Origin of the sequence: Pseudoalteromonas sp. T1lg21 (assembly GCF_002964625.1) — a bacterium.
In the GTDB taxonomy this organism is placed as follows: domain Bacteria; phylum Pseudomonadota; class Gammaproteobacteria; order Enterobacterales; family Alteromonadaceae; genus Pseudoalteromonas; species Pseudoalteromonas gelatinilytica.
In genome coordinates, this window is the sequence record NZ_PQBX01000065.1 from 26,472 (window position 1) to 48,036 (window position 21,565).

Below are 21,565 nucleotides of genomic sequence, written 5' to 3' on the forward strand. Positions count from 1 at the left end.
AGGCGCAGCTTGAGCTGCGCCTTTTTGTTAGTTAACTTCGCACTCTACATTAGGAAGTGGAATACGGAGCTCTTTTTTGGGGTAGTAAAGCAGGCATTGCTCACCTGCTTTTTGCAACACAAACTTCTCAGAAGGAATTGAATGGGCGCCCATAATTGGCAGACCATCAGGTCCTTTGTTGGTGCCGTGATCAATCAGTAACTCTGCGCTCTTAGTAAACACATCATCGGCTAAGGTGACCAGTGCACCGCCTTTAGCTGATTGAATAGCCTGCTGTAGCTCAGTAATCACTCCCGGGTTTACCCGAACAAGCGTGGCATTTTGCGGTTGCTCCGCTTGAGTACTTTTACAGCCAGCTATGCTTGCTAGTAAGGTGCAGGTTAATAACAGTGCTTTATTCATTATCACCTTCCTTAGCTAGCAGTGGACGGGTTAAATCCATATTATTTTTGTAAAGTGTGGTATTGGCTTTAAGTGCAATACCTGTTTCATCAGCTTTATAAGTTGAGGTTGTCGCTTGCTTAGCTGTGTCACTTTGGGCTACCACTGGACAACTACCATTTTCGATATGATAAAGTGCTGCACTCAATAGTGTTTCGTCACTATCACCTAACTGGTGATTAAAGTCGTCATCAAGCTCACAGCCTTTTACATCGGCAGCAAATTGTGGTGTAGGAGTCGGTACTAAGCCGTCTGAGTATTCACCAAAGCCCTTGTAATTGGTACCAGTAAACTGAATTGTATAGTAAGTCGTCGCACAGTTATGTGTTGGGGTAAAACCATATGGTTTACCACACGTTGTCCCGCCAATTAAAATAACTTCAGCATCAATACCATTTAAGCCATTGATCAGGGCTTCTGATGCAGAACAAGTGTTTGCTGTACTGAGTACATAGACTTTCGATAAGTTTAAGTCAGGGAGCGTGTTATTCGTTCCCTCGAAAGTAGAATAATCGATTTCAACATCAACAAACGGGTATGGATCGCTCTCGGTCTGTTTGTCATTTTCAATGATCTGATAGTAAAAATAGTCACTCGTATTGGCAGGCCCAGCGATCATATAGGCAAGTTGTGATGAAAGCGCTAATAAGCCACCGCCATTGTATCTAAGGTCGATGACAAGCTCGTCAATGTTGTCGGCTTTGAACTTATTCACAGCACTTATCAGCTCAGGCTGAGCAATACTTATATGGCTGTTAAACTGCATGTAGCCCACTTTAGTGCCACCTTCTGTGGTAATGGTATCGACATTCTGTACCGGTGTTTGGGTGATATTACCAGCCACTAAAGAGAATGTTTTTTCTGTCTCATCATTACTAATTACCTTGAAGGTATGTGTATCGCCAGCGGTTGGCCCAAATAAAGCTTCATTTAATGTATCAATACCTGATTCCGTATTTGTATCAATACTGACACCATCCACTAAAAAAACGCGATCGCCTCGTTGTAAGCCTGCATTAGCGGCAGGGGAGTCATCTTCTAAATAAGCAACTCGTAAGTCACGAGGAGGTGTGCCACTAATTAAAGCCCAGTTGATTCCATAGCCTGAAACTACGCCTGATTGAGACTCTTGAAAATAGTCTTCAGTTGGCACACTAAAGTGAAAATTGTCTTTATAAGCTCCTGAGTCTGTTGTTTCGAAGGTTTTTAATTGATCAAAATAAGCGGCGACAGAGCTGAAGTTATCTGGGTCGTTATCTTCTATTTCATCGTACCAAAGATAGGTTTCATCACTCCATGAACGTAGCCACATCTTCTCAGTAAACTCAGAGCCAGCGGTATCTGGGTAAGGTTGATTATCGTTATACGGATCATTACCAGTACGCGGTACGGCGCACTGATCTTTAAATTCACTTGATGCGGCAAAGGTGCCAGCTGTCCAAGTGGGTTCTGTCGTTGTTGGTGGCGGATTAGTCGTATCGGTATTGCTCGATGAGCCGCCACCGCCACAGCCAGATAGTGATACGCCAGAAACAGCTAAAAAGATAGCTAAAGCGAGTTTGGTATTTTTAAACATGGGTGCTTCCTTTCTTGTATGAATTGTTTAAAAACTAACAATTACTTACTTTTAAAGCAACCAGTTGTTTAACCCTGCATGTAAAAAAATGTGCAAATAATTACAGGGACTTACGGTTGCTTATTTCAGCTATTTCAAGCTTTTGCCATGATTCAAACAGTTTACGTTGTTTGTCAGATATCTTTAAGCCATAGGTTTTTTGCATATAGAAATAGGTATCGGCTATTTGCTTTCTTGCATAAATTGGCGGCTCAAATACACGTTGTTTAAAATCGATTTTTATTGGGCAAGCACCGTAACTTGCGCTTGATGTTGTCACCATCCCATAGCGAAAGTTTGAACGGTCTGCATTGATCTCACCAATAGCGGGGGCAAGATTATTAATGTCAGCCTCCATTTGACGAAATTTTTCACTGACCTTTACGCAGTTTTTACGACCGCCATCTTGCCAGCATTGTAATTGATGGCCAAACTCCCAGGCTGGCACAATATGTTCCCATTCTATTCTTTTTGCTCGGGCATTCTCGTTACCCGCTCGGGTGATGGCATTGCGTGGAATATAGCCACATGAATCTGGATCGGGTACCAGTTTTTTACCTTGTCGCTTTATATCGCAGCCACAATATAAGCTTTTGCTATTTTCAGGCAGCGATTTTACAAGGTGCTTTTTGGCACTCGAAAAGCTAGAAAATTGCTCAGCAGAAGCTGAAAAGTTAATTAAAAAGCACAGAACAGCAAAAGAAATTAAACGCATATCCATCACATGAGTGAACTACAGGAACGGTTATTTTAGAGTGACTATTCTAAAAAGGAAAAGTATTTCAACTCAGCTATAGTTGTTAGGCCGTTTTTATTAAAGGAATTACAACTATGTCATTAGGTGCCTTTTCTGTGAGTTTAAATGTAAAAGATATCCATGCTTCAAAGCAGTTTTATGAAAAGCTAGGATTTAAAGAGTTTGCTGGGGAGATTGAACAACATTGGTTGATCATGAAAAACGGTGAACATTTAATTGGTTTGTTCCAAGGCATGTTTGATAAAACCATGCTGACATTTAACCCCGGATGGGATCAAAACGCTGAGGCGCTGACTGAGTTTGCTACTTTTGAGCAATTAGCGACACGTTTTCAGCAACAGGGGTTAGAGATACAAAAGGCCGGTGACGCGAGTTTTATTATCACCGACCCAGACGGCAATCCTATTTTGATTGAACAGCACGTATAGCTGGCTTTTTTCGCTTTAAACGAACGTTTTGTAGTAACAAAATAATCCCAGTTATACAAAACAGCACGCTGGTGGCTGAGAAGCTGATAAGCAATGGGTTGTTAAAGTTTTCTCGCTCATCATAATCCATAATGTGCAGCATCCAGAAAAAGTCGAAAATGCGCCACAAGGTGCTGCGCACAGTAATAACCTTACCGGTTTGGCTATCTAGATATAAGGTGGTTGTTAGCCAATCATCAAAGCTTACTTGCCAAACATTGGCTTTGTGACCGACTTCTCTTGGCCCTTTTGGTAATAGCTGCGCTTGAGTCATGTTAGCATTAATAAGCAGGTGAGCTTGTGCATTTTCAATGATTTGAGCTTCATTTGGAGCAGACATTTTATAACCCGTTCTACCATCAAAATTGAAGACACCGCGAGGGGTGGTGACTTCTATAATCGGGGTGTTTAAAAAATGGCTATATTTAATACCTTCGATTTGCTCAAATTGCGCGGTTATTTTATCAATCGAAGTAGGGTAGTCTGACACTATAAATGGGCTACTTAAACTGCGGTTAGCCAAATGTTTGCCATGCACTTTTTCAAGCGGTAATGAGCTCATTACCAGCCCACCTAAGAGCCAAAAGAAGATCTGTAAAGCGAGCAAGTAGCCAAGCCATTTATGCCCTTTACGAGCATACTTGAACATGCGTTTATTCATTATTACCCCGTTATTATTGTTGTATGGGTGCTATTTTAAGTTGTTTAACTGTATTGCCAATGCGGCATAATGTCGCATTAACTGTATTCTAGATTTGGTATATATACAAAACTGAGTTAAAGTTTCAGTCGATATCAATAGAGGGTAAAAACGAGAGTATGTCGGAAATTCAATTTTTAAATGTAGATCTGGAGCTTGAATCAAAGCACGATATTAGTGCGCTTGTTGCTGATTTGAAGAAAAACGCCATGGTTTTACATTATGACCAAGATGAATACCGCCAACTTGCACGGATTGAAGCAACCGCAGATATCAGCTCTCCAGATAAAGCGATTAACCAGCTTTGCGAGCTTATTGAGTCTTGCTCGCGCAATGCATTAAAACAGTGGTTATCGTGCTCAAAACGAACATTTGATATAGGTTTTGAATCAGGTAATTCGCCAAAATGCTTTAATCAACCCCTGCATGCCGATACCTTGTTACGTATCTCAGCAATTGGCGCAGGGATTGAAATTACTATTTATCCTGTTGAAAAATAGGTCGAATTTAGCGCTCTACTACCGCTGCGGTCATTCTTGATACGCAGCATAGCTCTCCTGCGGCATTGGTAATTTTAATATCCCAAACAGAGGTGCGCTTTCCTAAATGCAGCGGTCTAGCCGTTGCAGTTAAAACTCCCTTACGTGATGCTTTCATATGGTTGGCATTAATCTCTTGGCCAACAGCGTAGAATTTATTGAAATCAACCACAAAGTTGGCTGCATAGCTTGCCACTGTCTCGGCTAACACAACGTTTGCTCCGCCATGTACCATGCCCATAGGGTTATGATGTTCTGGGATGGCAGGCATCGTCGCCACTAAATAGTCATCGCCAATTTCTGTCACTTCAATGCCCATGGTTTTCATTAAAGTGCCTTGCCCGGTGATCCCTTGCTCCAATTCTTTACATAGCTCTAGCGTGATTGGGTGGTGCCAAATGCTCATTGTGTTTCCTTAGCCTGCTAATTAAAGCTAATACCTTATGGCATCTTAGAGTGAGGTTCAATGTAAGTTTTGTAGCAATATGACGGTATTAATTAAATTTGCGATTTTCAGATAACTGTATATACTCACAGTTAAATGTACTGTATGGAAAACCAGTTGTATGCGCCCATTAACTAAACGCCAATCGCAAATTTTAGAACTCATTAAAGTCTTTATTAAAGATACAGGCATGCCACCAACGCGTGCTGAAATAGCTCAAACATTGGGTTTTAAAAGTGCCAATGCCGCTGAAGAGCACCTAAAAGCACTGGCAAAAAAAGGCATGATCAAAATGAAGCCTGGGGCGAGTCGTGGTATTCAATTAATCGAAGAAGATGAACCAGAGCAATTAGGTTTACCTTTAATTGGCCGTGTTGCAGCGGGCGAACCTATTTTGGCCCAAGAGCATGTTGAAAGCCATTGCCAAGTTGATCCGTCGTTATTTAAGCCTGCCGCTGATTTCTTACTGCGTGTAAATGGCATGAGTATGAAAGACATTGGCATCATGGACGGTGATTTACTTGCAGTACATAGAACACAAGTTGCTGAAAATGGCCAAGTTGTTGTTGCACGAGTTGATGAAGACGTGACTGTTAAGCGTTTAGAAAAAGCTGGCCGAAAAGTATTTTTACACGCTGAGAACGAAGAGTTTTCACCTATTGAAGTTGACCTAGAGCACGAATCGTTCAATATCGAAGGATTAGCGGTAGGGGTTATTCGAAACGCTGACTGGATGTAAGTGTTCCCAACTTGGTGCATTAAATTGACTTAATTTGGTGCACCATCGAAATTTTGCTACTTAATTAGGATTTGTGAATCCTTACTCATCATTTAAAGCCTTATATGGCGCAGTTTCCCTCTCTTTTTGTATTTTGTTTGTACGCCTAAACATTAAATAACGCGCTGATTATAGTTGTTATTTTTGCACCAAAATAAACATTTATTATCACTAAAACTTGCTTATTGCTCATTTTTTAACTAATTGGTTAGTACATTGTATTAACACCTATTTACGAAATTGACACACCTAAACGTGTCAGGGAGTTATACAACGGGCTTGTATCATTTCATTGCGTCGTGATGATACGAATTCGATCTAAACAATAAAAATACGAATGGGCACCTTGCTGTAACGCCTTTTCGCTTTGCGTCTTGCAATAGCATTTAAAGGAGCCGTCACATGGGTAAACTGCGTTACGCCTTGTGGCTTATATTACTCGCACCTGTGCAATTTGCATTGGCAAACAGCCAATTCAATATGCGTAAAGGGGTGACTGATATAAGTAATAATGTTTATGAGTTACACATGACGATATTTATTATCGTTGTGTGATTGGCATCATCGTTTTTGCGGTGATGTTTTGGGCTTTAATACACCACCGTAAATCTAAAGGGGCTAAGCCAGCCCAATTTCATGAAAGTACAAAAGTTGAAATACTTTGGACTGCCATTCCGTTTGTTATACTAATCGCGATGGCTGTGCCTGCAACAAAAACCCTCATTGCTATGGAAGATGCCTCTAAAGCCGATATCACAATTAAAGTGACTGGCTCGCAATGGAAATGGCATTACGAGTACATGGGTGAAGATATTGCCTACTACTCAATTCTAGCTACACCGAAAGATCAAATAGACAACCAAGCAGAAAAAACTGAGCATTATTTGCTTGAAGTTGATAAACCCTTGGTACTGCCTATCAATAAAAAAGTTCGCTTTTTAATGACCTCTGACGATGTGATTCATTCGTGGTGGGTGCCTGACTTTGCGGTTAAAAAGGACGCAAACCCAGGGTTTATTAATGAAGCGTGGACTCGTATTAACGAGCCGGGTGTGTATCGTGGTCAATGCGCAGAGTTATGCGGTAAAGATCATGGCTTTATGCCCGTTGTAGTGAAAGCCCTTCCTGAAGATGAGTTTGCTAATTGGCTTGCTGATGCCAAACAAGAAAAAGCCAATGCAGCAGCCGCTGATGCAGCTTTACTCGATCAAACATTACCAAAAGAAGAGCTCATGACCTTGGGTGAGCAAGTCTACATGGCTAGTTGTGCCGCTTGTCATCAGCCAACAGGTATGGGGTTGCCAGGCGTGTTTCCTGCGTTGAAAGGCAGCCCAATCGTGTTAGGTGATGTGAAAGACCACATTGATGTTGTGTTACATGGCCGCCCTGGTACGGCGATGCAAGCGTTTGATAAGCAGCTTTCAATTAAGCAACTTGCTGCGGTTATTACCTATAAGCGAAATGCATGGGGTAATGATACAGGCGATGTGATCCAACCGAGTCAAATTCAAGCCGCGATTGATGCAGCAGCGGAGGCGAAATAATGAGTAACGTTATTAATGAGCAAGCAACAGGGCATGCGCATCACGACCATCATCATCCTGCGAAAGGGTTTAAGCGTTGGCTTTACACCACCAATCATAAAGACATTGGGAGTTTATACCTGATCTTTTCTCTTACCATGTTCTTGATTGGTGGAGCGATGGCTATGGTGATCCGCGCTGAATTATTTCAGCCAGGATTACAGTTAGTCGATCCGCACTTTTTTAACCAAATGACCACGGTACATGGTTTGATCATGGTGTTTGGTGCTGTTATGCCCGCATTTACTGGGCTTGCTAACTGGATGGTGCCTATGATGATTGGTGCACCTGATATGGCGCTGCCGCGCATGAACAACTGGAGCTTTTGGATATTACCTTTCGCATTTTTAATCCTGCTAGCTTCTTTACTCATGCCGGGGGGCGGTCCTGCATTTGGCTGGACATTCTACGCACCACTTTCCACCACTTACAGTAACGATAACACTGCACTATTTGTATTTGCCGTACATATCATGGGTATCAGCTCAATTATGGGGGCGATTAACGTTATCGTGACTATCGTCAATCTAAGAGCGCCCGGTATGACGTGGATGAAACTGCCACTGTTTGTCTGGACTTGGTTAATCACCGCATTTTTGTTAATTGCTGTAATGCCTGTTTTAGCAGGAGCGGTCACAATGGTGTTGACCGATAAATACTTTGCAACGAGCTTTTTTGATGCCGCGGGAGGGGGCGACCCCGTGATGTTCCAGCATATCTTCTGGTTCTTCGGTCACCCTGAAGTGTACATCATGATTTTGCCGGCCTTTGGTATTATTTCGACTATTGTGCCAACCTTTTCACGCAAAAAGTTATTTGGCTACGCTTCTATGGTGTATGCAACCTCATCGATTGCTCTTTTGAGTTTTATTGTGTGGGCACACCATATGTTTACTACCGGGATGCCTGTAGCCGGTGAGCTGTTCTTCATGTACGCAACTATGCTCATTTCGGTACCCACAGGGGTTAAGGTGTTTAATTGGGTGGCTACTATGTGGCGCGGCTCAATTAGTTTTGAAATTCCGATGATGTTTGCCATCGCCTTTATCGTGTTGTTCACTTTGGGTGGTTTCTCTGGCTTGATGCTCGCGATTACTCCGGCTGACTTCCAGTATCACGATACCTACTTTGTGGTGGCACATTTCCATTATGTGTTAGTAACAGGCGCCGTGTTCTCAATTATGGCGGGAGCTTATTACTGGCTACCAAAATGGACAGGCAACATGTACAACGAAACACTAGCGAAATGGCATTTCTGGCTATCGCTAATTAGTGTCAACGTATTGTTCTTCCCTATGCATTTTGTTGGCCTTGCGGGTATGCCACGTCGTATCCCTGACTATGCTCTGCAGTTTGCTGATTTTAACGCCATTATCAGTATTGGTGGCTTTGCATTTGGGCTATCGCAACTGTTGTTTGTGCTGGTGGTATTCAAGTGCGCCAGAGGGGGCGAAAAAGCACCTGCCAAAGTATGGGAAGGTGCCGAAGGTCTGGAATGGGAGGTTGATTCTCCTGCGCCTTATCATACCTTTGAAACACCGCCGGAGATCAAGTAATGAACCATGCACCTTTGCTAAAGAAATTGCTGATCACATGCTTACTCATGTTCGCATTTGCTTTCGCTCTGGTGCCGCTTTATGACGTGTTTTGCGATGTTACAGGATTAAACGGTAAGCCATCTCTTGAGCAAGCGAGCGCAAGTGAAACAATAAATACACAACGCCAAGTTGATGTCAGTTTTACGACGCATGCTCAAAGTGGCGCTCCATTTAAGGTGCAGTCTGAGCAGTACAGCGTATCGGTGCAACCAGGCGCAATGCGAGAAGTTAAGTTCTCAGCAAAAAACACCAGTAATGAAGACAAAGTCATGCAAGCAATTCCATCAGTATCACCGGGAAAAGCGGCCAAGTACTTACATAAAATTGCCTGTTTTTGTTTTGATCAACAACCTTTAAAGGCAGGTGAAGAAGTTGAATTTACCTTGCTGTTTTATGTTGATACTGAATTACCCGACGATGTTGAGGAACTGACATTGTCGTACACCATGTTTGATATTAGCGGGCAGATTGTGGCTAAAAACGATTAAAAGCCGCCAAGCTAATTGCTAATTGGGAGCAAACAAAATGAATCAAAATTACGAAAAATATTATGTTCCAGCACAAAGCCCTTGGCCAATAGTTGGCGCCATCGCAATGTTTTTAATTGCTGTTGGTGCCGGTTTAACTGTGATGCAAGCAAGCAGTGAGGCCAGTGGTGCGCAGTATGTTTTATATCTGGGCCTAGCTATCTTGTTTTATATGCTATTTAGCTGGTTTAAAAATGTTATTGAAGAGTCTCACCAAGGGCTTTACTCAGCACAAATGGACCGTTCATTTAGACAGGGTATGAGCTGGTTTATTTTTTCTGAAGTGATGTTTTTCATGGCGTTTTTTGGCGCTCTCTTTTATGCCCGTATGATTTCAGTGCCTTGGCTTGGTGGCGCTGGCAATAATGCCATGACCAACGAAGTGCTATGGCCTACCTTCGATGCTGTGTGGCCGCTATTAACTACGCCAGCGGGCGAGACCACACAGGCTATGGGCTGGCAAGGTCTACCCCTGATCAATACGCTGATTCTACTTACCTCATCGGTCACAATTCATTTTGCCCATGTTGCTATGGAAAACAATAAGCGCGGTGCTCTAAAGGTATTTTTATCGATGACGGTCGTTCTGGGAGCCATTTTCTTAGGCCTGCAAGCCTATGAATATATGCATGCCTATCAAGATCTAGGTTTGACCTTAGATGCAGGGGTTTATGGTAATACCTTCTTCTTGTTAACCGGTTTCCACGGAATGCACGTGACCTTGGGTACCATCATACTGTTAGTTGTATTACTGCGAATTTTTAAAGGCCACTTCACGAGTGATAAGCACTTTGCTTTTCAGGCAGCTGCTTGGTATTGGCACTTTGTAGATGTGGTGTGGCTGTGTTTATTTGTATTTGTGTACGTGCTGTAGCTTTGTGAATGGGTGACGGATTGGTTTGAATTAAACCCAGTTTTAAGGCCGCAATGATGATGATCAGTACAACACCCGAAAACAGCACTCGACGACCTAAATAATGAGACATGGGCTTTGAGTGCTCTTTTGCTGACATCATCACAAACAAGGCTCTAAATAGGTTGAACACGATATATAACAATAACAACACAATGATGATTTTAATCATGTTAGGTCTTCCAAATGCAGTTGATTTTATGGCGTAAACAAAAGCTTAGCTCAATTATCGCAATTTGCGTTGTGGTACTTGCAGTGCTTATTTGTTTACGACTCAGTGTTTGGCAATACCAGCGAGGCGAACAAAAGCAGCAGCAATTAAGTCAGTTAGCCGTTTCTAAAGAGCAAGGAGTTATGAACTGGCAAGCACTGCAAAGCTTGCCATCAGATTTGAATAAAACAGGCTTGCAAGTAAAGGTTTCTGGCGAGGTAAATAAACAGCATTACTGGTTGCTAGATAATCAAATTTATCAAGGGCAAGTGGGCTATGACTTACTGGCAGCGGTAACAATTGCAGGTGAAAAAGCACCATTAATCGTTAATTTTGGCTGGCTTAAAGCCCCTCAAGATCGAAACCAGTTACCAGTAGTTGCATGGCCAAGCACAGCCACGTTTGCTGCTACTGTGCAATTAAAGCAAGGCAACTTAAAAGGCTTTACGCTAGCAGATCAAATTGGTGCAGAACAAGGCTGGCCAAAGCGTATTCAAGGTATTGATTTAGCGATTTTCAGTGCTCAGTTGGCAGAGCCAGTACAAGGTTTTATTGGTTATCGTAATGAAGCAGATGGTATCGCAACCCCGCATTATAAAAGTGTCGTGATGGGGCCTGATAAACACTACGCCTATGCCGTGCAATGGCTGTTAATTGGTTTAGCGTGTGTCGTAATTGCTTATTTTGCGATGAGAAGGAGAGGTTATGAAAATAAACCCACTTAGTTTATTTGCGCTTTGTTGTTTTGTGCCGCTAGCACTGGCATACGCAGCACTAAAACTCGACTGGTTACCGAGTGGTTCAAGTAATTACGGTGAGCTTTTAAGTGAAGAAGTGAAATTAGCAGATTGGCAACACGGTGAGCCCAAACAATGGACTATAGCGCTCAACTACCCCAAAGAGTGCCGTGCTATTTGTGAAAGCCAGCTAGCGAGTCTCGATAACTTGTATGTCGCGTTAGGTAAAAATCAGCAAAAAGTGGATGTTGCTGTACTGACAAATCAACAGCAAGTATCAGCAAGTTGGCGTCTTTTAGCGACAAATCCTGAACTGAAAGCGGGAGACTTATACTTGGTTGATCACATGGGATTGGTGGTGCTGCATTACCCTTATACTGCTGAGCCCGAACAAAATAGACTCATTCAAAAAGGCTTACTGAAAGATTTAAAAAAATTACTTAACTATGCGCGTTCGAGCTAAACCTCAGTAAGGGGATAAAGATGTATAAAAATTATAAATACCTTGTCTTAATTACTTGTTTCTTCTCAATTCTGGTTGTGGGGCTTGGTGCTTACACTCGTCTCAGTGATGCAGGGCTTGGTTGTCCTGATTGGCCAGGTTGCTACGGTTTTTTGACTGTACCAAAACATGAAAGTGCTTTATTACATGTTGAACAAAACTACCCTGATATGATGTTTGAAGCCGCAAAAGCGTGGAAAGAAATGATCCATCGCTATTTTGCCGGTGCCCTCGGTTTACTTATTTTAGCCTTGTTTGTTTTTGCCTGGTTAAAACGCCAATACCCAGCAACACCGGTTAAACTGCCTTTAGCACTTTTATTGTTGGTTGTGTTTCAGGCTGCTCTAGGAATGTGGACAGTAACCATGAACCTTCAGCCCTTGGTTGTTATGGGGCACTTGCTTGGCGGCTTTAGTATTTTATCTTTGGTGTTTCTGCTGTATTTACGCCTCACTATAGAGCCTATTGCAAGTCGTGATAGCGGTGCAAAGCCCTATTATCGTTTAGCTCTGGTGGGGTTGGTGGTACTTGTGCTGCAAATCGCCTTGGGTGGTTGGCTTGCTGCAAATTATGCTGCTCCACACTGTAATGGTTTACCGCTGTGTAGCTACGGACAACCGTTTTCTTTAAAGAGCGTGTTTCAATTACCGCTTGAGCATAGTACCTATGAATATGGCGTGTTATCGCAGCAAGCGCGTATGTCTATTCATCTGCTACACCGTATTTGGGCACTGGTTACCTGTGTGGTATTAGCGTTAATCATGTGGCGCATTTATTCACGATGTTACTCACGAAAAATTAAGCACTGCACGGTAACGGTCTTAGTCGCTTTGCTATGCCAAATTTGTTTAGGCCTTGCAGTTGTGCATTGGCATTTCCCGTTAGGTGTTGCGCTTGCACATAATTTAATGGCAGCACTATTACTGCTTAGCATGGTACGACTATGCTTCCACTTAAAAGTAAGAACCTAGGAGGCTGTGATGGCACTATTATTAAGTACAGAAAAGTCTTTTTTGAGCCAAAGTTCAGAATTACTGAAAGATTATTTAGCGATCAGTAAATTTAAAGTGGTGGCGATGCTCGTGCTAACGGCATGGGTTGGCTTGGCTTTGGCGCCTGATGTAGGACGAGGCGTGTTTGTGCAGCTTGCAAGTTTGTTGGGTATTGGTTTGTTATCGGCCGCTGCTGCCGTGATCAATCATGTAGTAGATAGTGAAATCGACAGCAAAATGGCACGTACTCGACACCGTCCTGTGGCTAAAGGTCGGCTCAGTAAACAGCATGCATTGAGCTTTGCAGCTGTTATTGGCGTGCTAGGTTTCATTATGCTTATGGTGTGGGCTAATACACTCACGGCAATTCTGACTTTATTTGCACTCGTCGGCTATGCCTTTATATACACGTCGTTTTTAAAGCGTGCTACTCCACAAAATATTGTGATTGGGGGCTTAGCGGGTGCGATGCCGCCGCTGTTAGGGTGGGTGTCTGAAACAGGCCACATGGCTGCCGCGCCCTGGTTATTAGTGATGATTATATTTACTTGGACCCCGCCGCATTTTTGGGCTTTAGCGATAGCGCGTAAAAGTGATTACGAGCGTGCCAAAATTCCAATGTTGCCTGTTACTCATGGTATTGAGTTTTGTAAAACTTGCGTCGTTGGCTATAGCATTTTACTTGCCCTAGTGTGTGTGCTGCCTTATTTAATTGGCATGTCAGGGCTGATTTACTTGCTTGGTGCGAGTGTTTTAAATGCGATATTTATTTATAAAGCGTTAAAACTAAAAATTGCCCCAAAAGATGATACTGCAATGGATTTATTTCGTTTTTCAATCGTGCATTTAATGCTACTCTTTATCGCCTTATTCATTGATAAATGGTTAGTTTTATGACGCGAATCGTCGCTTTTTTATGTTTTAGTGCGGTGTTGTTTGCAGCAGGATGTGGCAAAAGTAATACCGCTCCTGAAGTTGAGGCGCTGGTTTATGAGCAAGCAAAGCCGATTAGCCCGTTTTTGTTAACCGATCAACATGGTGAGCCTGCTGATAACAGCCAATTTATGGGGCATTGGAATTTAGTCTTTTTAGGCTACACCAGTTGTCCAGATATTTGTCCGATGACGTTGGCTAAGCTAACTGCGGTGCAAAAACAGCTAAGCCAAGACTATAAAGTGCAAGTGTGGTTTGTTGCAGTAGATCCAAAGCGTGATACAACCGAAAAGCGAAAAGCTTACATTGATTACTTTAACCCAGCGTTTCTTGCGGTATCAGGTCCACATAAACAGCTTTTTCCATTTGTTAGAGAGCTTGGCTTAATTTATGCGATTAACGACAGTGATGAGCAGGAATATGCCGTTGATCACAGTGCATCTGTGGTTATGGTTGATGGCGAAGGTGCGGTTCGTGCGATTTTTAAGCCTGAATTTAAACAAGGCAGTGTGCCATTAATCAATGCCACAACTTTGACTGAAGAGTTCAAAAAAATAGCAGATTATTACACTAAGTAATTTTTCTTGGTAAGAGGACTCATTTTCAATAAAAGAAATGCTTCCTTTTTTGATATAAATGGCTAAGCTACTAAAAAATTTTACTATTTTTTGATTCAAATTATGGCATTTTTATTTAGTCAGTCTAAGCTTTTGTTATGAATTGTTTAAAGCAGGGAAAGTATAAGTAATGTTAAAGCTCCCTACTGAATTAGCTATTACTCAGGTCGAAACACTCCATCAAGATTTGCTCCAAGAGTTGTCAGCAAATGATGATATCTGTCTGGATATCAGTGAAGTGACCCGTGCTGACACAGCATCAATTCAGCTTTTATGTGCATTACAGAAGCATTTGCTTTCGGTGCAACACAAAATTATTTGGGTTGGCGAAAGCAAGCCGTTGCAACAGGCAATTAATAGTTTGGGCTTGAGCCATTATCTTGTGCTTGAGAATGCCAATTAAGAGGTTTTTATGAAAAGAATTTTAGCAGTAGATGATTCTGCATCTATGCGCCAAATGGTTGGTTTTACGCTTAAAAAAGCAGGTTTTGATGTGACAGAAGCGAAAGACGGCAGTGAAGCATTAAATATTGCAAAACAACAAAGCTTTGATGCTGTTATTTCTGATGTGAATATGCCGGTAATGGATGGCATTACCCTTATTCGTGAATTACGTAGCTTACCTAATTATAAGTTCACACCTTTACTAATGCTGACCACAGAATCAGGATTAGATAAAAAGTCTGAAGGTAAAGCTGCTGGGGCTACGGGCTGGATTGTTAAGCCATTTAATCCTGAGCAATTGTTAGCGGTATTGAAAAAAGTGATTCGCTAATAATAGGAGCGGGGCATGAGTATAGATCTAAGCCAATTTTTTGAAGTATTCTTTGAAGAAAGCTTCGAAGGACTCGATGCTATGGAGGCTGAGTTATTAAACTTAGTGCCAGGCGAAGAAGACTTAGAGACCATAAATACAATTTTTCGCGCCGCGCATTCAATTAAAGGGGGTAGCGGTACTTTTGGTTTTAGTTCTGTTGCAGATTTTACTCATGTTCTCGAAACGCTGTTAGATCAAATCCGTGAAGGCTCCCGCGATCTTACTGCTGAGCATGTTAATTTACTCCTAAAATCAGTCGACTGTTTACGTGCGCTGCTTAGAGCTTTACAAGCTGAGCAGCAACCTGACCTAACAGAAGCGGATGAACTGCGCGTTAAGTTCGAAGAAATTCTCGGTATGCGTGCTGCAAGTAAAGCACCAGAGCAAGCACCAGAAACTGTTCGCGAAAGCAGTTTTAATACCTACCAAATCGATTTCAAACCACACCACCATTTATTTAAAACCGGTAATGAACCACTGTACATGATCAGTGAATTAGCGGAATTGGGTGAACTTGAAACACAAGCCTTTCAAGATGATGTGCCAGATATTACGAACCTTGCCCCTGAAGATTGTTTTCTGTCGTGGCGCTTTTTCTTAACCACTGATAAAGAACAAAGCTGCATCGAAGAAATTTTCGAATGGGTTGAAGATGACGCTGATATCACTATCACCCTATGCGGTGGTTTGTTTGGTGATGAAGAGGATGTAGCTGTTGAAACTGTTGCTGAAGAGGCTGCGCCAGCGCAAGAGGCTGAGCCTGCTGTAGTTAAAGCTGCGATTGATCCTAAAAAGCCAGCGCCAGTTAAAGCTGCCACGGCAAATGCCGAATCAACTTCAATTAGGGTTGGTATCGACAAAGTTGATTCATTGATCAACATGGTAGGTGAATTAGTGATCACCCAAGCGATGTTAAGTCAATTGGGTGAGCAAGAGATCACTGAAGCAACTATCGCCTCGTTACAAGAAGGCTTAGCACAACTGGCACATAATACCCGTGACTTACAAGAAAATGTCATGCGTATCCGTATGTTGCCAATCAGCTTTGTGTTTAGTCGCTTTCCACGCTTAGTACGCGATATCTCACAAAAGCTTGATAAACAAGTCGAGCTAAAGTTACTTGGTGAACAAACCGAATTAGATAAAACTGTAATGGAGAAGCTTTCTGATCCTATGGTGCATCTAGTGAGAAATTCCCTAGACCATGGCTTAGAAACCGTTGATAAACGCGTTGCAGCGGGTAAAAACCCGGTTGGTACTGTGACTTTGAATGCGTTCCATCAAGGCGGCAATATTGTTATCGAGATTATGGATGACGGTCAGGGCCTGAATACCACTAAGATCCGTGAAAAGGCGATTAAAAACGGCCTAATTTCAGAAACCGATGATTTGTCTGATAACGAAATCAATGAGCTTATTTTCTTACCAGGATTTTCTACAGCCGATCAAGTAAGCGACTTATCGGGTCGTGGCGTTGGTATGGATGTTGTAAGGCGCAATATCGAAGCACTAAGCGGCTCTGTTGAAGTGGCTTCTGCACCAGGCGTGGGTTCGACATTTACCATTCGTCTCCCGCTAACGCTGGCTATCTTAGATGGGCAATTAGTCCGGATTGCTGAGCACACTTATATCATTCCGCTGATTTCGATAATTGAGTCATTGCAAATCGATATTAGTAAAGTGAGTCGAGTGGGCAAAGACTTAGATGTGCTGCGCTTACGTGATGAATATATCCCTATCTTAAGGCTTTACAATATTTTCAATCATAAAGGGGCGATTGAAACGCTTGATAAAACCTTGTTGGTTGTCGTTGAGAGTGACAACCAAAAAGTTGGTTTATTAGTTGATGACTTATTGTCGCAACAGCAAGTAGTAATCAAAAGCTTAGAGGCCAATTATCAAAAAGTTGATGGTGTCTCAGGGGCGACAATTTTAGGTGATGGTCGTGTCTCATTGATTGTAGATATTAGTGGTTTGATAAAATTATCTGGACTTAGAAAGCCTGGGAGCCAGGAATTGATTATTGAATCAAAAGCAAATTTGGAGGCGTCATGATTGCACAGCACGACGACCTGCATCACAAGCTCAATCTTGAACAAGATCAAGATGTAAAACAGTTTTTAACCTTCTTCATGGCCGAAGAAGAGTACGGTGTTGATATTTTAACGGTGCAAGAAATTCGCAGTTGGGAAGAAATTACGGTGATCCCTAACTCACCTGATTTCGTCAAAGGGGTTATTAATCTGCGCGGTACCATAGTACCGATTATTGATTTAAGGCTTCGTTTTGGTATTTCAGCCATCGAATACGGACCGTTAACCGTTGTCATCGTACTAAAAGTAAAACTTGAAAACGCATGTAAAATTATGGGCATCGCAGTTGATGCCGTCTCGGATGTCTATAGCATTGCTGAGCATGAAGCGAAGGCGGTGCCACATTTGTCTGACTCAGACAACGCGCAATTTGTTGCGGGTTTAGTCAATGTGGGTGAGAAAATGGTCGCATTACTTGACCTACAAAAAACAATGGACATTTAACTGGGTAGATTAACAAGAAGGTGAAGGGTATGGGATGGTTTAGCAGTCCTAAAAATGTTGAGTCGGAAAATGATTTAGTTATTGCGGCGCTTAAAAAGTCACAAGCGATGATTGAGTTTCAACCGTCGGGGCAGATCATTACTGCCAATGCTAATTTCTTAAACACCATGGGTTACCGACTCGAAGAAATTCAAGGGCAACACCACTCTATGTTTGTTGCTGAAAAAGAGTCGCAAAGCCCAGAATATCAACAGTTTTGGCAGCGATTACGCAGCGGAGAGTTCTTCACTGATGAATTCAAGCGTGTCGGTAAAAATGGCAAACAAGTTTGGATCCAAGGCACCTATAACCCAATTATTGATAGCAATGGTAATGTCACTAAAGTTATCAAATTTGCTACAGACATCACACCTCAAAAAGAACTTGAACGTCAGTCAAAACGTGATGCTGATTTATCAAATGCGCTGCGCGTATGCCAAGCAAATGTGATGATTGCCGATAACGATTTAAAAATTATTTTCGTTAATGAGCAAGTAAAGCAAATGCTGCAAGCTCGTGAATCAACGCTACAAAAAGTGCTACCTAGCTTTTCTGTGGCAAATTTAGTGGGCACGTGCGTTGATGATTTTCATAAACAGCCATCGCATCAACGTGAATTACTAAAAACATTATCTGAACCATACAAAACCACATTGCGTTTGGCAGGGCTTATTTTTAGCTTGATTGCGACACCTTGGGTGAGCGCATCTGGTAAGCGATTAGGTACTATTGTTGAGTGGCAAGATATTACTGATAGCGTAAATAAAGCTGAAGCGGAAAAACGTGAAGCAGAAGAAAATCTTCGTGTTCGACGCGCGTTAGACCGTGTGGCAACCAATACCATGATTGCTGACGCTGAGAACAACATCATTTACATGAACGAAGCGGTTCTGAACATGATGAAGATTGCTGAAAGTGATCTACGCAAAGATTTACCTAACTTCAACAGTAATAATCTAGTGGGTCAAAATATCGATGTATTCCACAAGAATCCAGCTCATCAACGCAATATGCTTGCTAAGCTAAGCAGTACTTACAGCACTGAAATTCAAGTTGGCGGTCGTACTTTTGGTTTGGTCGCAAACCCTATTTTTACCCCTGAGAACGAACGTATTGGTACGGTCGTTGAATGGGAAGACAGAACGGCTGAAGTGGCGATTGAAAAAGAAATTGCTGGCCTTGTTGCTGCTGCGGGGAGTGGTGACTTAGAAGCCCGTGTTGAAGAAGCGGGTAAACAAGGTTTCTTCTTACGTCTAGCGCAGGGCTTAAATAGCCTTGTTAGCATCGTTGATGATGCAGTAAAAGACACTGGCAATATGCTTGATGCTATGGCGAACGGTGACTTATCAAAACGTATTGAGCAAGACTATCAAGGTTCATTCGATAAGCTAAAACGTGATGCAAATGCCACGGCTGATAAGCTTACTGAAGTGATTAATCGTATTAATACCTCAGCAACGTTGGTGGCCAGTGGTGCAGAAGAAATCTCACAAGGTAATGCTGATTTAAGTCAACGTACTGAAGAGCAGGCTTCATCACTTGAAGAAACAGCATCAAGCATGGAAGAGATGACCAGTACGGTTCGTCAAAATGCTGATAACGCAAAAGAAGTGAATGAACTAGCTGAAGAAACACGTACTAAAGCACAAAAAGGTGGTGAAGTTGTAAATCGCGCTGTAACCAGTATGTCGGCAATTAATGAATCAAGTAAGAAGATTGCAGACATCATCAGTGTTATTGATGAAATTGCCTTCCAAACAAATCTACTTGCATTGAATGCGGCAGTCGAAGCTGCACGAGCTGGTGAGCAAGGTCGTGGTTTCGCAGTTGTTGCAGGTGAGGTTCGTAACTTAGCGCAACGTTCAGCAGCCGCAGCAAAAGAAATCAAAGAATTGATCCGAGACAGTGTTGGCAAAGTTGAAGATGGTACATTATTAGTTAATGAATCAGGTTCAACATTACAAGAGATTGTCACTGCTGTACAAAAAGTAACAGCTATGATTTCTGATATTGCCCAAGCTTCTGAAGAGCAAAGCTCTGGTATTGAGCAGGTTAATAAAGCCATTGCTCAAATGGATGAAATGACCCAGCAAAATGCTGCTTTGGTTGAAGAAGCCTCTGCTGCAGGCGAATCAATGGCTGAGCAAGCTAATGATATGCGTCGCTTGTTAAACTTCTTCTCGTTGTCAAATAACGAGATGGATATTACTAGCCGCGCAAGTTCAGCGCCAGCAGCTAAAAAGCCGAGCTCACCAGTGCGCTCAGCACCAAAAGGCAATAACTTTGTTGACCCTAGTGATGAGTGGGAAGAGTTTTAAACTCTTCCCAATTTAATTCTAACTAGTTAATTGCATCTAATGCTAAAGCTGCAGGGTCAGGCACATGAAAGAGTTTCTACTAACGGATAGTGACTTTAAAGCTATTTCCTCACAAGTGTACGATGCTTGCGGCATTGTTTTAGCTGAGCACAAACGCGAGATGGTTTACTCGCGTTTAGCAAGGCGAATACGCCACCATAAACTGAAGAACTTTAAAGAATATTTAGACTTTCTTGAAGAGCATAAAGAGCAAGAGTTTAGTGAGTTTATCAATGCTATCACCACTAACTTGACTTCTTTTTTTCGCGAGCCACATCATTTTAGTTATCTAAAAAATACCATAGTGCCAAAGCTATTGGTTAGTAATGCCAAGCAAAAGCGCGTACGGGTGTGGTCTGCTGGTTGCTCAACGGGCGAAGAGCCTTATACCATTGCCATGACATTAAGCGGTTTATTTCCATCTGATTGGGATGTGAAAATTTTAGCGACCGACTTAGATTCAAATGTGCTTGCTAAAGCGCAAGGCGGCACCTATACCGCTGCCAATGTGAATGGTTTAGACCAAAGTCATCTGAAACGCTGGTTTTTAAAAAGTCACGATGGTCAGTTGTATAAAGTAAAACCTGAGCTGCAAAAGAATATTTTCTTTAAACGTCTAAACTTATTACAGAACTGGCCAATGCAAGGGCCATTTGATGTTATTTTTTGCCGCAATGTAGTGATCTATTTTGATAAACCGACAAAAGATACTTTGTTTAAACGTTATTACGACATACTGACCGGGTCTGGTCACTTATTTTTAGGGCATTCAGAAACCCTCGGTAAGGATCACAAAGAGTTTAAGAATTTAGGCCAAACTATCTATCAAAAAGGTGGTCTATGAGTAGTCATTTTAAACCTGTACTTCCCGGTTTTGATCACGTTAAGCGGTTTTGGGATGGCAAGCGCCATAAAGTGGTTGCCAAAGTATTGCCGGGCGAGTTTTATGTTTCCAAGTCTGATGAGCTAATTACAACGGTACTAGGCTCATGTATTGCTGCATGCATTTACGATGAAGGTTTGGGCATTGGTGGTATGAATCACTTTATGCTGCCAGCAGAAAAAGGTGTTGATCCTAGCAACGCACATAGCCTTAATTGCCGTTATGGTAACTGGGCAATGGAATACTTGATCAATGAAATCCTAAAAAATGGTGCTTCTAGACGCAATCTCAAAGTGAAACTGTTTGGCGGAGGCAAGATTATCCGTTCAATGACAGATATTGGTGTTGGCAACATTCGTTTTGCAAATGCCTATGTACTTGAAGAGGGTTTGGATTTAGTATCCCATGATGTTGGCGGACCTTGGCCACGTAAGGTGATGTTTGATCCGCAAACAGGCAAGGCTCAGGTCAAAAAAATGCGTGAATTGCACTCTGATAAACTCGAAAAACGTGAAATTAAATACTTACACGATATTGAGCAGCAAGATGCAGAAACGGATATTGAATTATTTTAGGA

At 42.2% G+C, this 21,565-nt stretch carries 24 protein-coding genes and 1 pseudogene; 19 read left to right on the forward strand and 6 right to left on the reverse strand.

All coding sequences use genetic code 11. The features are described from left to right. Positions 1–27 precede the first annotated feature (27 nt). The 3 genes from C2M25_RS19580 to C2M25_RS19590 form a co-directional block, all read right to left on the reverse strand. Entirely contained in the window at positions 28–402 is a 375-nt protein-coding gene (locus C2M25_RS19580; RefSeq protein WP_063702480.1) for a hypothetical protein, read from the reverse strand. Beyond that, complete coding sequence (locus C2M25_RS19585; protein ID WP_105181948.1) at positions 395–2,017, reverse strand: S41 family peptidase; 1,623 nt, start codon at positions 2,015–2,017, stop codon at positions 395–397. The genes C2M25_RS19580 and C2M25_RS19585 overlap by 8 nt, the downstream gene beginning before the upstream one ends. Positions 2,018–2,117: 100 nt before the next feature. Continuing rightward, positions 2,118–2,777: an endonuclease gene (locus tag C2M25_RS19590; protein WP_105181949.1), complete on the reverse strand. Its 660-nt coding sequence runs from the start codon at positions 2,775–2,777 to the stop codon at positions 2,118–2,120. Positions 2,778–2,887: 110 nt separating this feature from the next. Here C2M25_RS19590 and C2M25_RS19595 point away from each other — a divergent pair, with 110 nt between their 5' ends. Further along, the gene (locus C2M25_RS19595; RefSeq protein WP_105181950.1) at positions 2,888–3,241 is read left to right on the forward strand and encodes a VOC family protein; all 354 of its coding nucleotides are present in this window, start codon (positions 2,888–2,890) and stop codon (positions 3,239–3,241) included. Here C2M25_RS19595 and C2M25_RS19600 read toward each other — a convergent pair. Then, complete coding sequence (locus tag C2M25_RS19600; RefSeq protein ID WP_105181951.1) at positions 3,216–3,941, reverse strand: hypothetical protein; 726 nt, start codon at positions 3,939–3,941, stop codon at positions 3,216–3,218. The genes C2M25_RS19595 and C2M25_RS19600 overlap by 26 nt on opposite strands. Before the next feature lie 158 nt (positions 3,942–4,099). On the opposite strand from C2M25_RS19600, the gene C2M25_RS19605 reads away from it, so the two are divergent. Beyond that, positions 4,100–4,480 (forward strand): hypothetical protein, encoded by a 381-nt coding sequence (locus C2M25_RS19605; RefSeq protein ID WP_054554459.1) that lies wholly within the window; start codon positions 4,100–4,102, stop codon positions 4,478–4,480. A 7-nt stretch (positions 4,481–4,487) separates the two neighbouring features. On the opposite strand, the gene C2M25_RS19610 is transcribed toward C2M25_RS19605, so the two are convergent. Next, complete coding sequence (locus C2M25_RS19610; RefSeq protein WP_063702471.1) at positions 4,488–4,925, reverse strand: PaaI family thioesterase; 438 nt, start codon at positions 4,923–4,925, stop codon at positions 4,488–4,490. Between the two features lie 160 nt (positions 4,926–5,085). Here C2M25_RS19610 and lexA point away from each other — a divergent pair, with 160 nt between their 5' ends. From lexA to C2M25_RS19635, 5 genes and pseudogenes are all read left to right on the forward strand, one after another. After that, positions 5,086–5,703, forward strand: a complete 618-nt coding sequence (gene lexA, locus C2M25_RS19615) for a transcriptional repressor LexA (RefSeq protein WP_063702469.1) — start codon at positions 5,086–5,088, stop codon at positions 5,701–5,703. A 441-nt stretch (positions 5,704–6,144) separates the two neighbouring features. Further along, positions 6,145–7,286, forward strand: a pseudogene (gene coxB / locus C2M25_RS19620) (cytochrome c oxidase subunit II). After that, a complete protein-coding gene (gene ctaD / locus C2M25_RS19625) occupies positions 7,286–8,881 on the forward strand; it encodes a cytochrome c oxidase subunit I (protein WP_063702465.1) in 1,596 nt (531 codons plus the stop codon). The pseudogene coxB and the gene ctaD overlap by 1 nt, the downstream one beginning before the upstream one ends. Beyond that, positions 8,881–9,411 (forward strand): cytochrome c oxidase assembly protein, encoded by a 531-nt coding sequence (locus tag C2M25_RS19630; RefSeq protein WP_063702462.1) that lies wholly within the window; start codon positions 8,881–8,883, stop codon positions 9,409–9,411. Before ctaD ends, C2M25_RS19630 begins: the two co-directional genes overlap by 1 nt. Before the next feature lie 37 nt (positions 9,412–9,448). Next, positions 9,449–10,324: a cytochrome c oxidase subunit 3 gene (locus tag C2M25_RS19635; protein WP_105174378.1), complete on the forward strand. Its 876-nt coding sequence runs from the start codon at positions 9,449–9,451 to the stop codon at positions 10,322–10,324. Here C2M25_RS19635 and C2M25_RS22270 read toward each other — a convergent pair. Then, positions 10,224–10,535 (reverse strand): DUF2909 domain-containing protein, encoded by a 312-nt coding sequence (locus C2M25_RS22270; RefSeq protein WP_105181952.1) that lies wholly within the window; start codon positions 10,533–10,535, stop codon positions 10,224–10,226. The two genes, C2M25_RS19635 and C2M25_RS22270, sit on opposite strands and share 101 nt — an antisense overlap. Before the next feature lie 14 nt (positions 10,536–10,549). Here C2M25_RS22270 and C2M25_RS19645 point away from each other — a divergent pair, with 14 nt between their 5' ends. From C2M25_RS19645 to cheD, 12 genes are all read left to right on the forward strand, one after another. Continuing rightward, a complete protein-coding gene (locus C2M25_RS19645) occupies positions 10,550–11,299 on the forward strand; it encodes an SURF1 family protein (protein ID WP_105174376.1) in 750 nt (249 codons plus the stop codon). Next, complete coding sequence (locus C2M25_RS19650; protein ID WP_105181953.1) at positions 11,280–11,774, forward strand: transmembrane cytochrome oxidase associated protein; 495 nt, start codon at positions 11,280–11,282, stop codon at positions 11,772–11,774. Before C2M25_RS19645 ends, C2M25_RS19650 begins: the two co-directional genes overlap by 20 nt. A gap of 20 nt (positions 11,775–11,794) precedes the next feature. Then, positions 11,795–12,784 (forward strand): COX15/CtaA family protein, encoded by a 990-nt coding sequence (locus C2M25_RS19655; RefSeq protein ID WP_105181954.1) that lies wholly within the window; start codon positions 11,795–11,797, stop codon positions 12,782–12,784. A 9-nt stretch (positions 12,785–12,793) separates the two neighbouring features. After that, complete coding sequence (gene cyoE / locus C2M25_RS19660; RefSeq protein WP_063702452.1) at positions 12,794–13,702, forward strand: heme o synthase; 909 nt, start codon at positions 12,794–12,796, stop codon at positions 13,700–13,702. Continuing rightward, on the forward strand, positions 13,699–14,316 hold the full coding sequence (locus tag C2M25_RS19665; RefSeq protein WP_063702450.1) for an SCO family protein: 618 nt from the start codon (positions 13,699–13,701) through the stop codon (positions 14,314–14,316). Before cyoE ends, C2M25_RS19665 begins: the two co-directional genes overlap by 4 nt. A gap of 169 nt (positions 14,317–14,485) precedes the next feature. Next, positions 14,486–14,758, forward strand: a complete 273-nt coding sequence (locus C2M25_RS19670; protein WP_063702448.1) for an STAS domain-containing protein — start codon at positions 14,486–14,488, stop codon at positions 14,756–14,758. Between the two features lie 9 nt (positions 14,759–14,767). Continuing rightward, positions 14,768–15,130, forward strand: coding sequence for a response regulator (locus C2M25_RS19675; protein WP_063702446.1), 363 nt, complete (start codon positions 14,768–14,770; stop codon positions 15,128–15,130). A 15-nt stretch (positions 15,131–15,145) separates the two neighbouring features. Then, positions 15,146–17,227, forward strand: a complete 2,082-nt coding sequence (locus C2M25_RS19680; RefSeq protein ID WP_063702444.1) for a chemotaxis protein CheA — start codon at positions 15,146–15,148, stop codon at positions 17,225–17,227. After that, positions 17,224–17,709, forward strand: a complete 486-nt coding sequence (locus tag C2M25_RS19685; protein ID WP_063702442.1) for a chemotaxis protein CheW — start codon at positions 17,224–17,226, stop codon at positions 17,707–17,709. Before C2M25_RS19680 ends, C2M25_RS19685 begins: the two co-directional genes overlap by 4 nt. A gap of 29 nt (positions 17,710–17,738) precedes the next feature. After that, a complete protein-coding gene (locus C2M25_RS19690; RefSeq protein ID WP_063702440.1) occupies positions 17,739–20,066 on the forward strand; it encodes a methyl-accepting chemotaxis protein in 2,328 nt (775 codons plus the stop codon). Between the two features lie 64 nt (positions 20,067–20,130). Then, positions 20,131–20,949, forward strand: coding sequence for a CheR family methyltransferase (locus C2M25_RS19695; protein ID WP_105181955.1), 819 nt, complete (start codon positions 20,131–20,133; stop codon positions 20,947–20,949). Further along, on the forward strand, positions 20,946–21,563 hold the full coding sequence (gene cheD / locus C2M25_RS19700; protein WP_063702436.1) for a chemoreceptor glutamine deamidase CheD: 618 nt from the start codon (positions 20,946–20,948) through the stop codon (positions 21,561–21,563). Before C2M25_RS19695 ends, cheD begins: the two co-directional genes overlap by 4 nt. Positions 21,564–21,565: the final 2 nt, after the last annotated feature.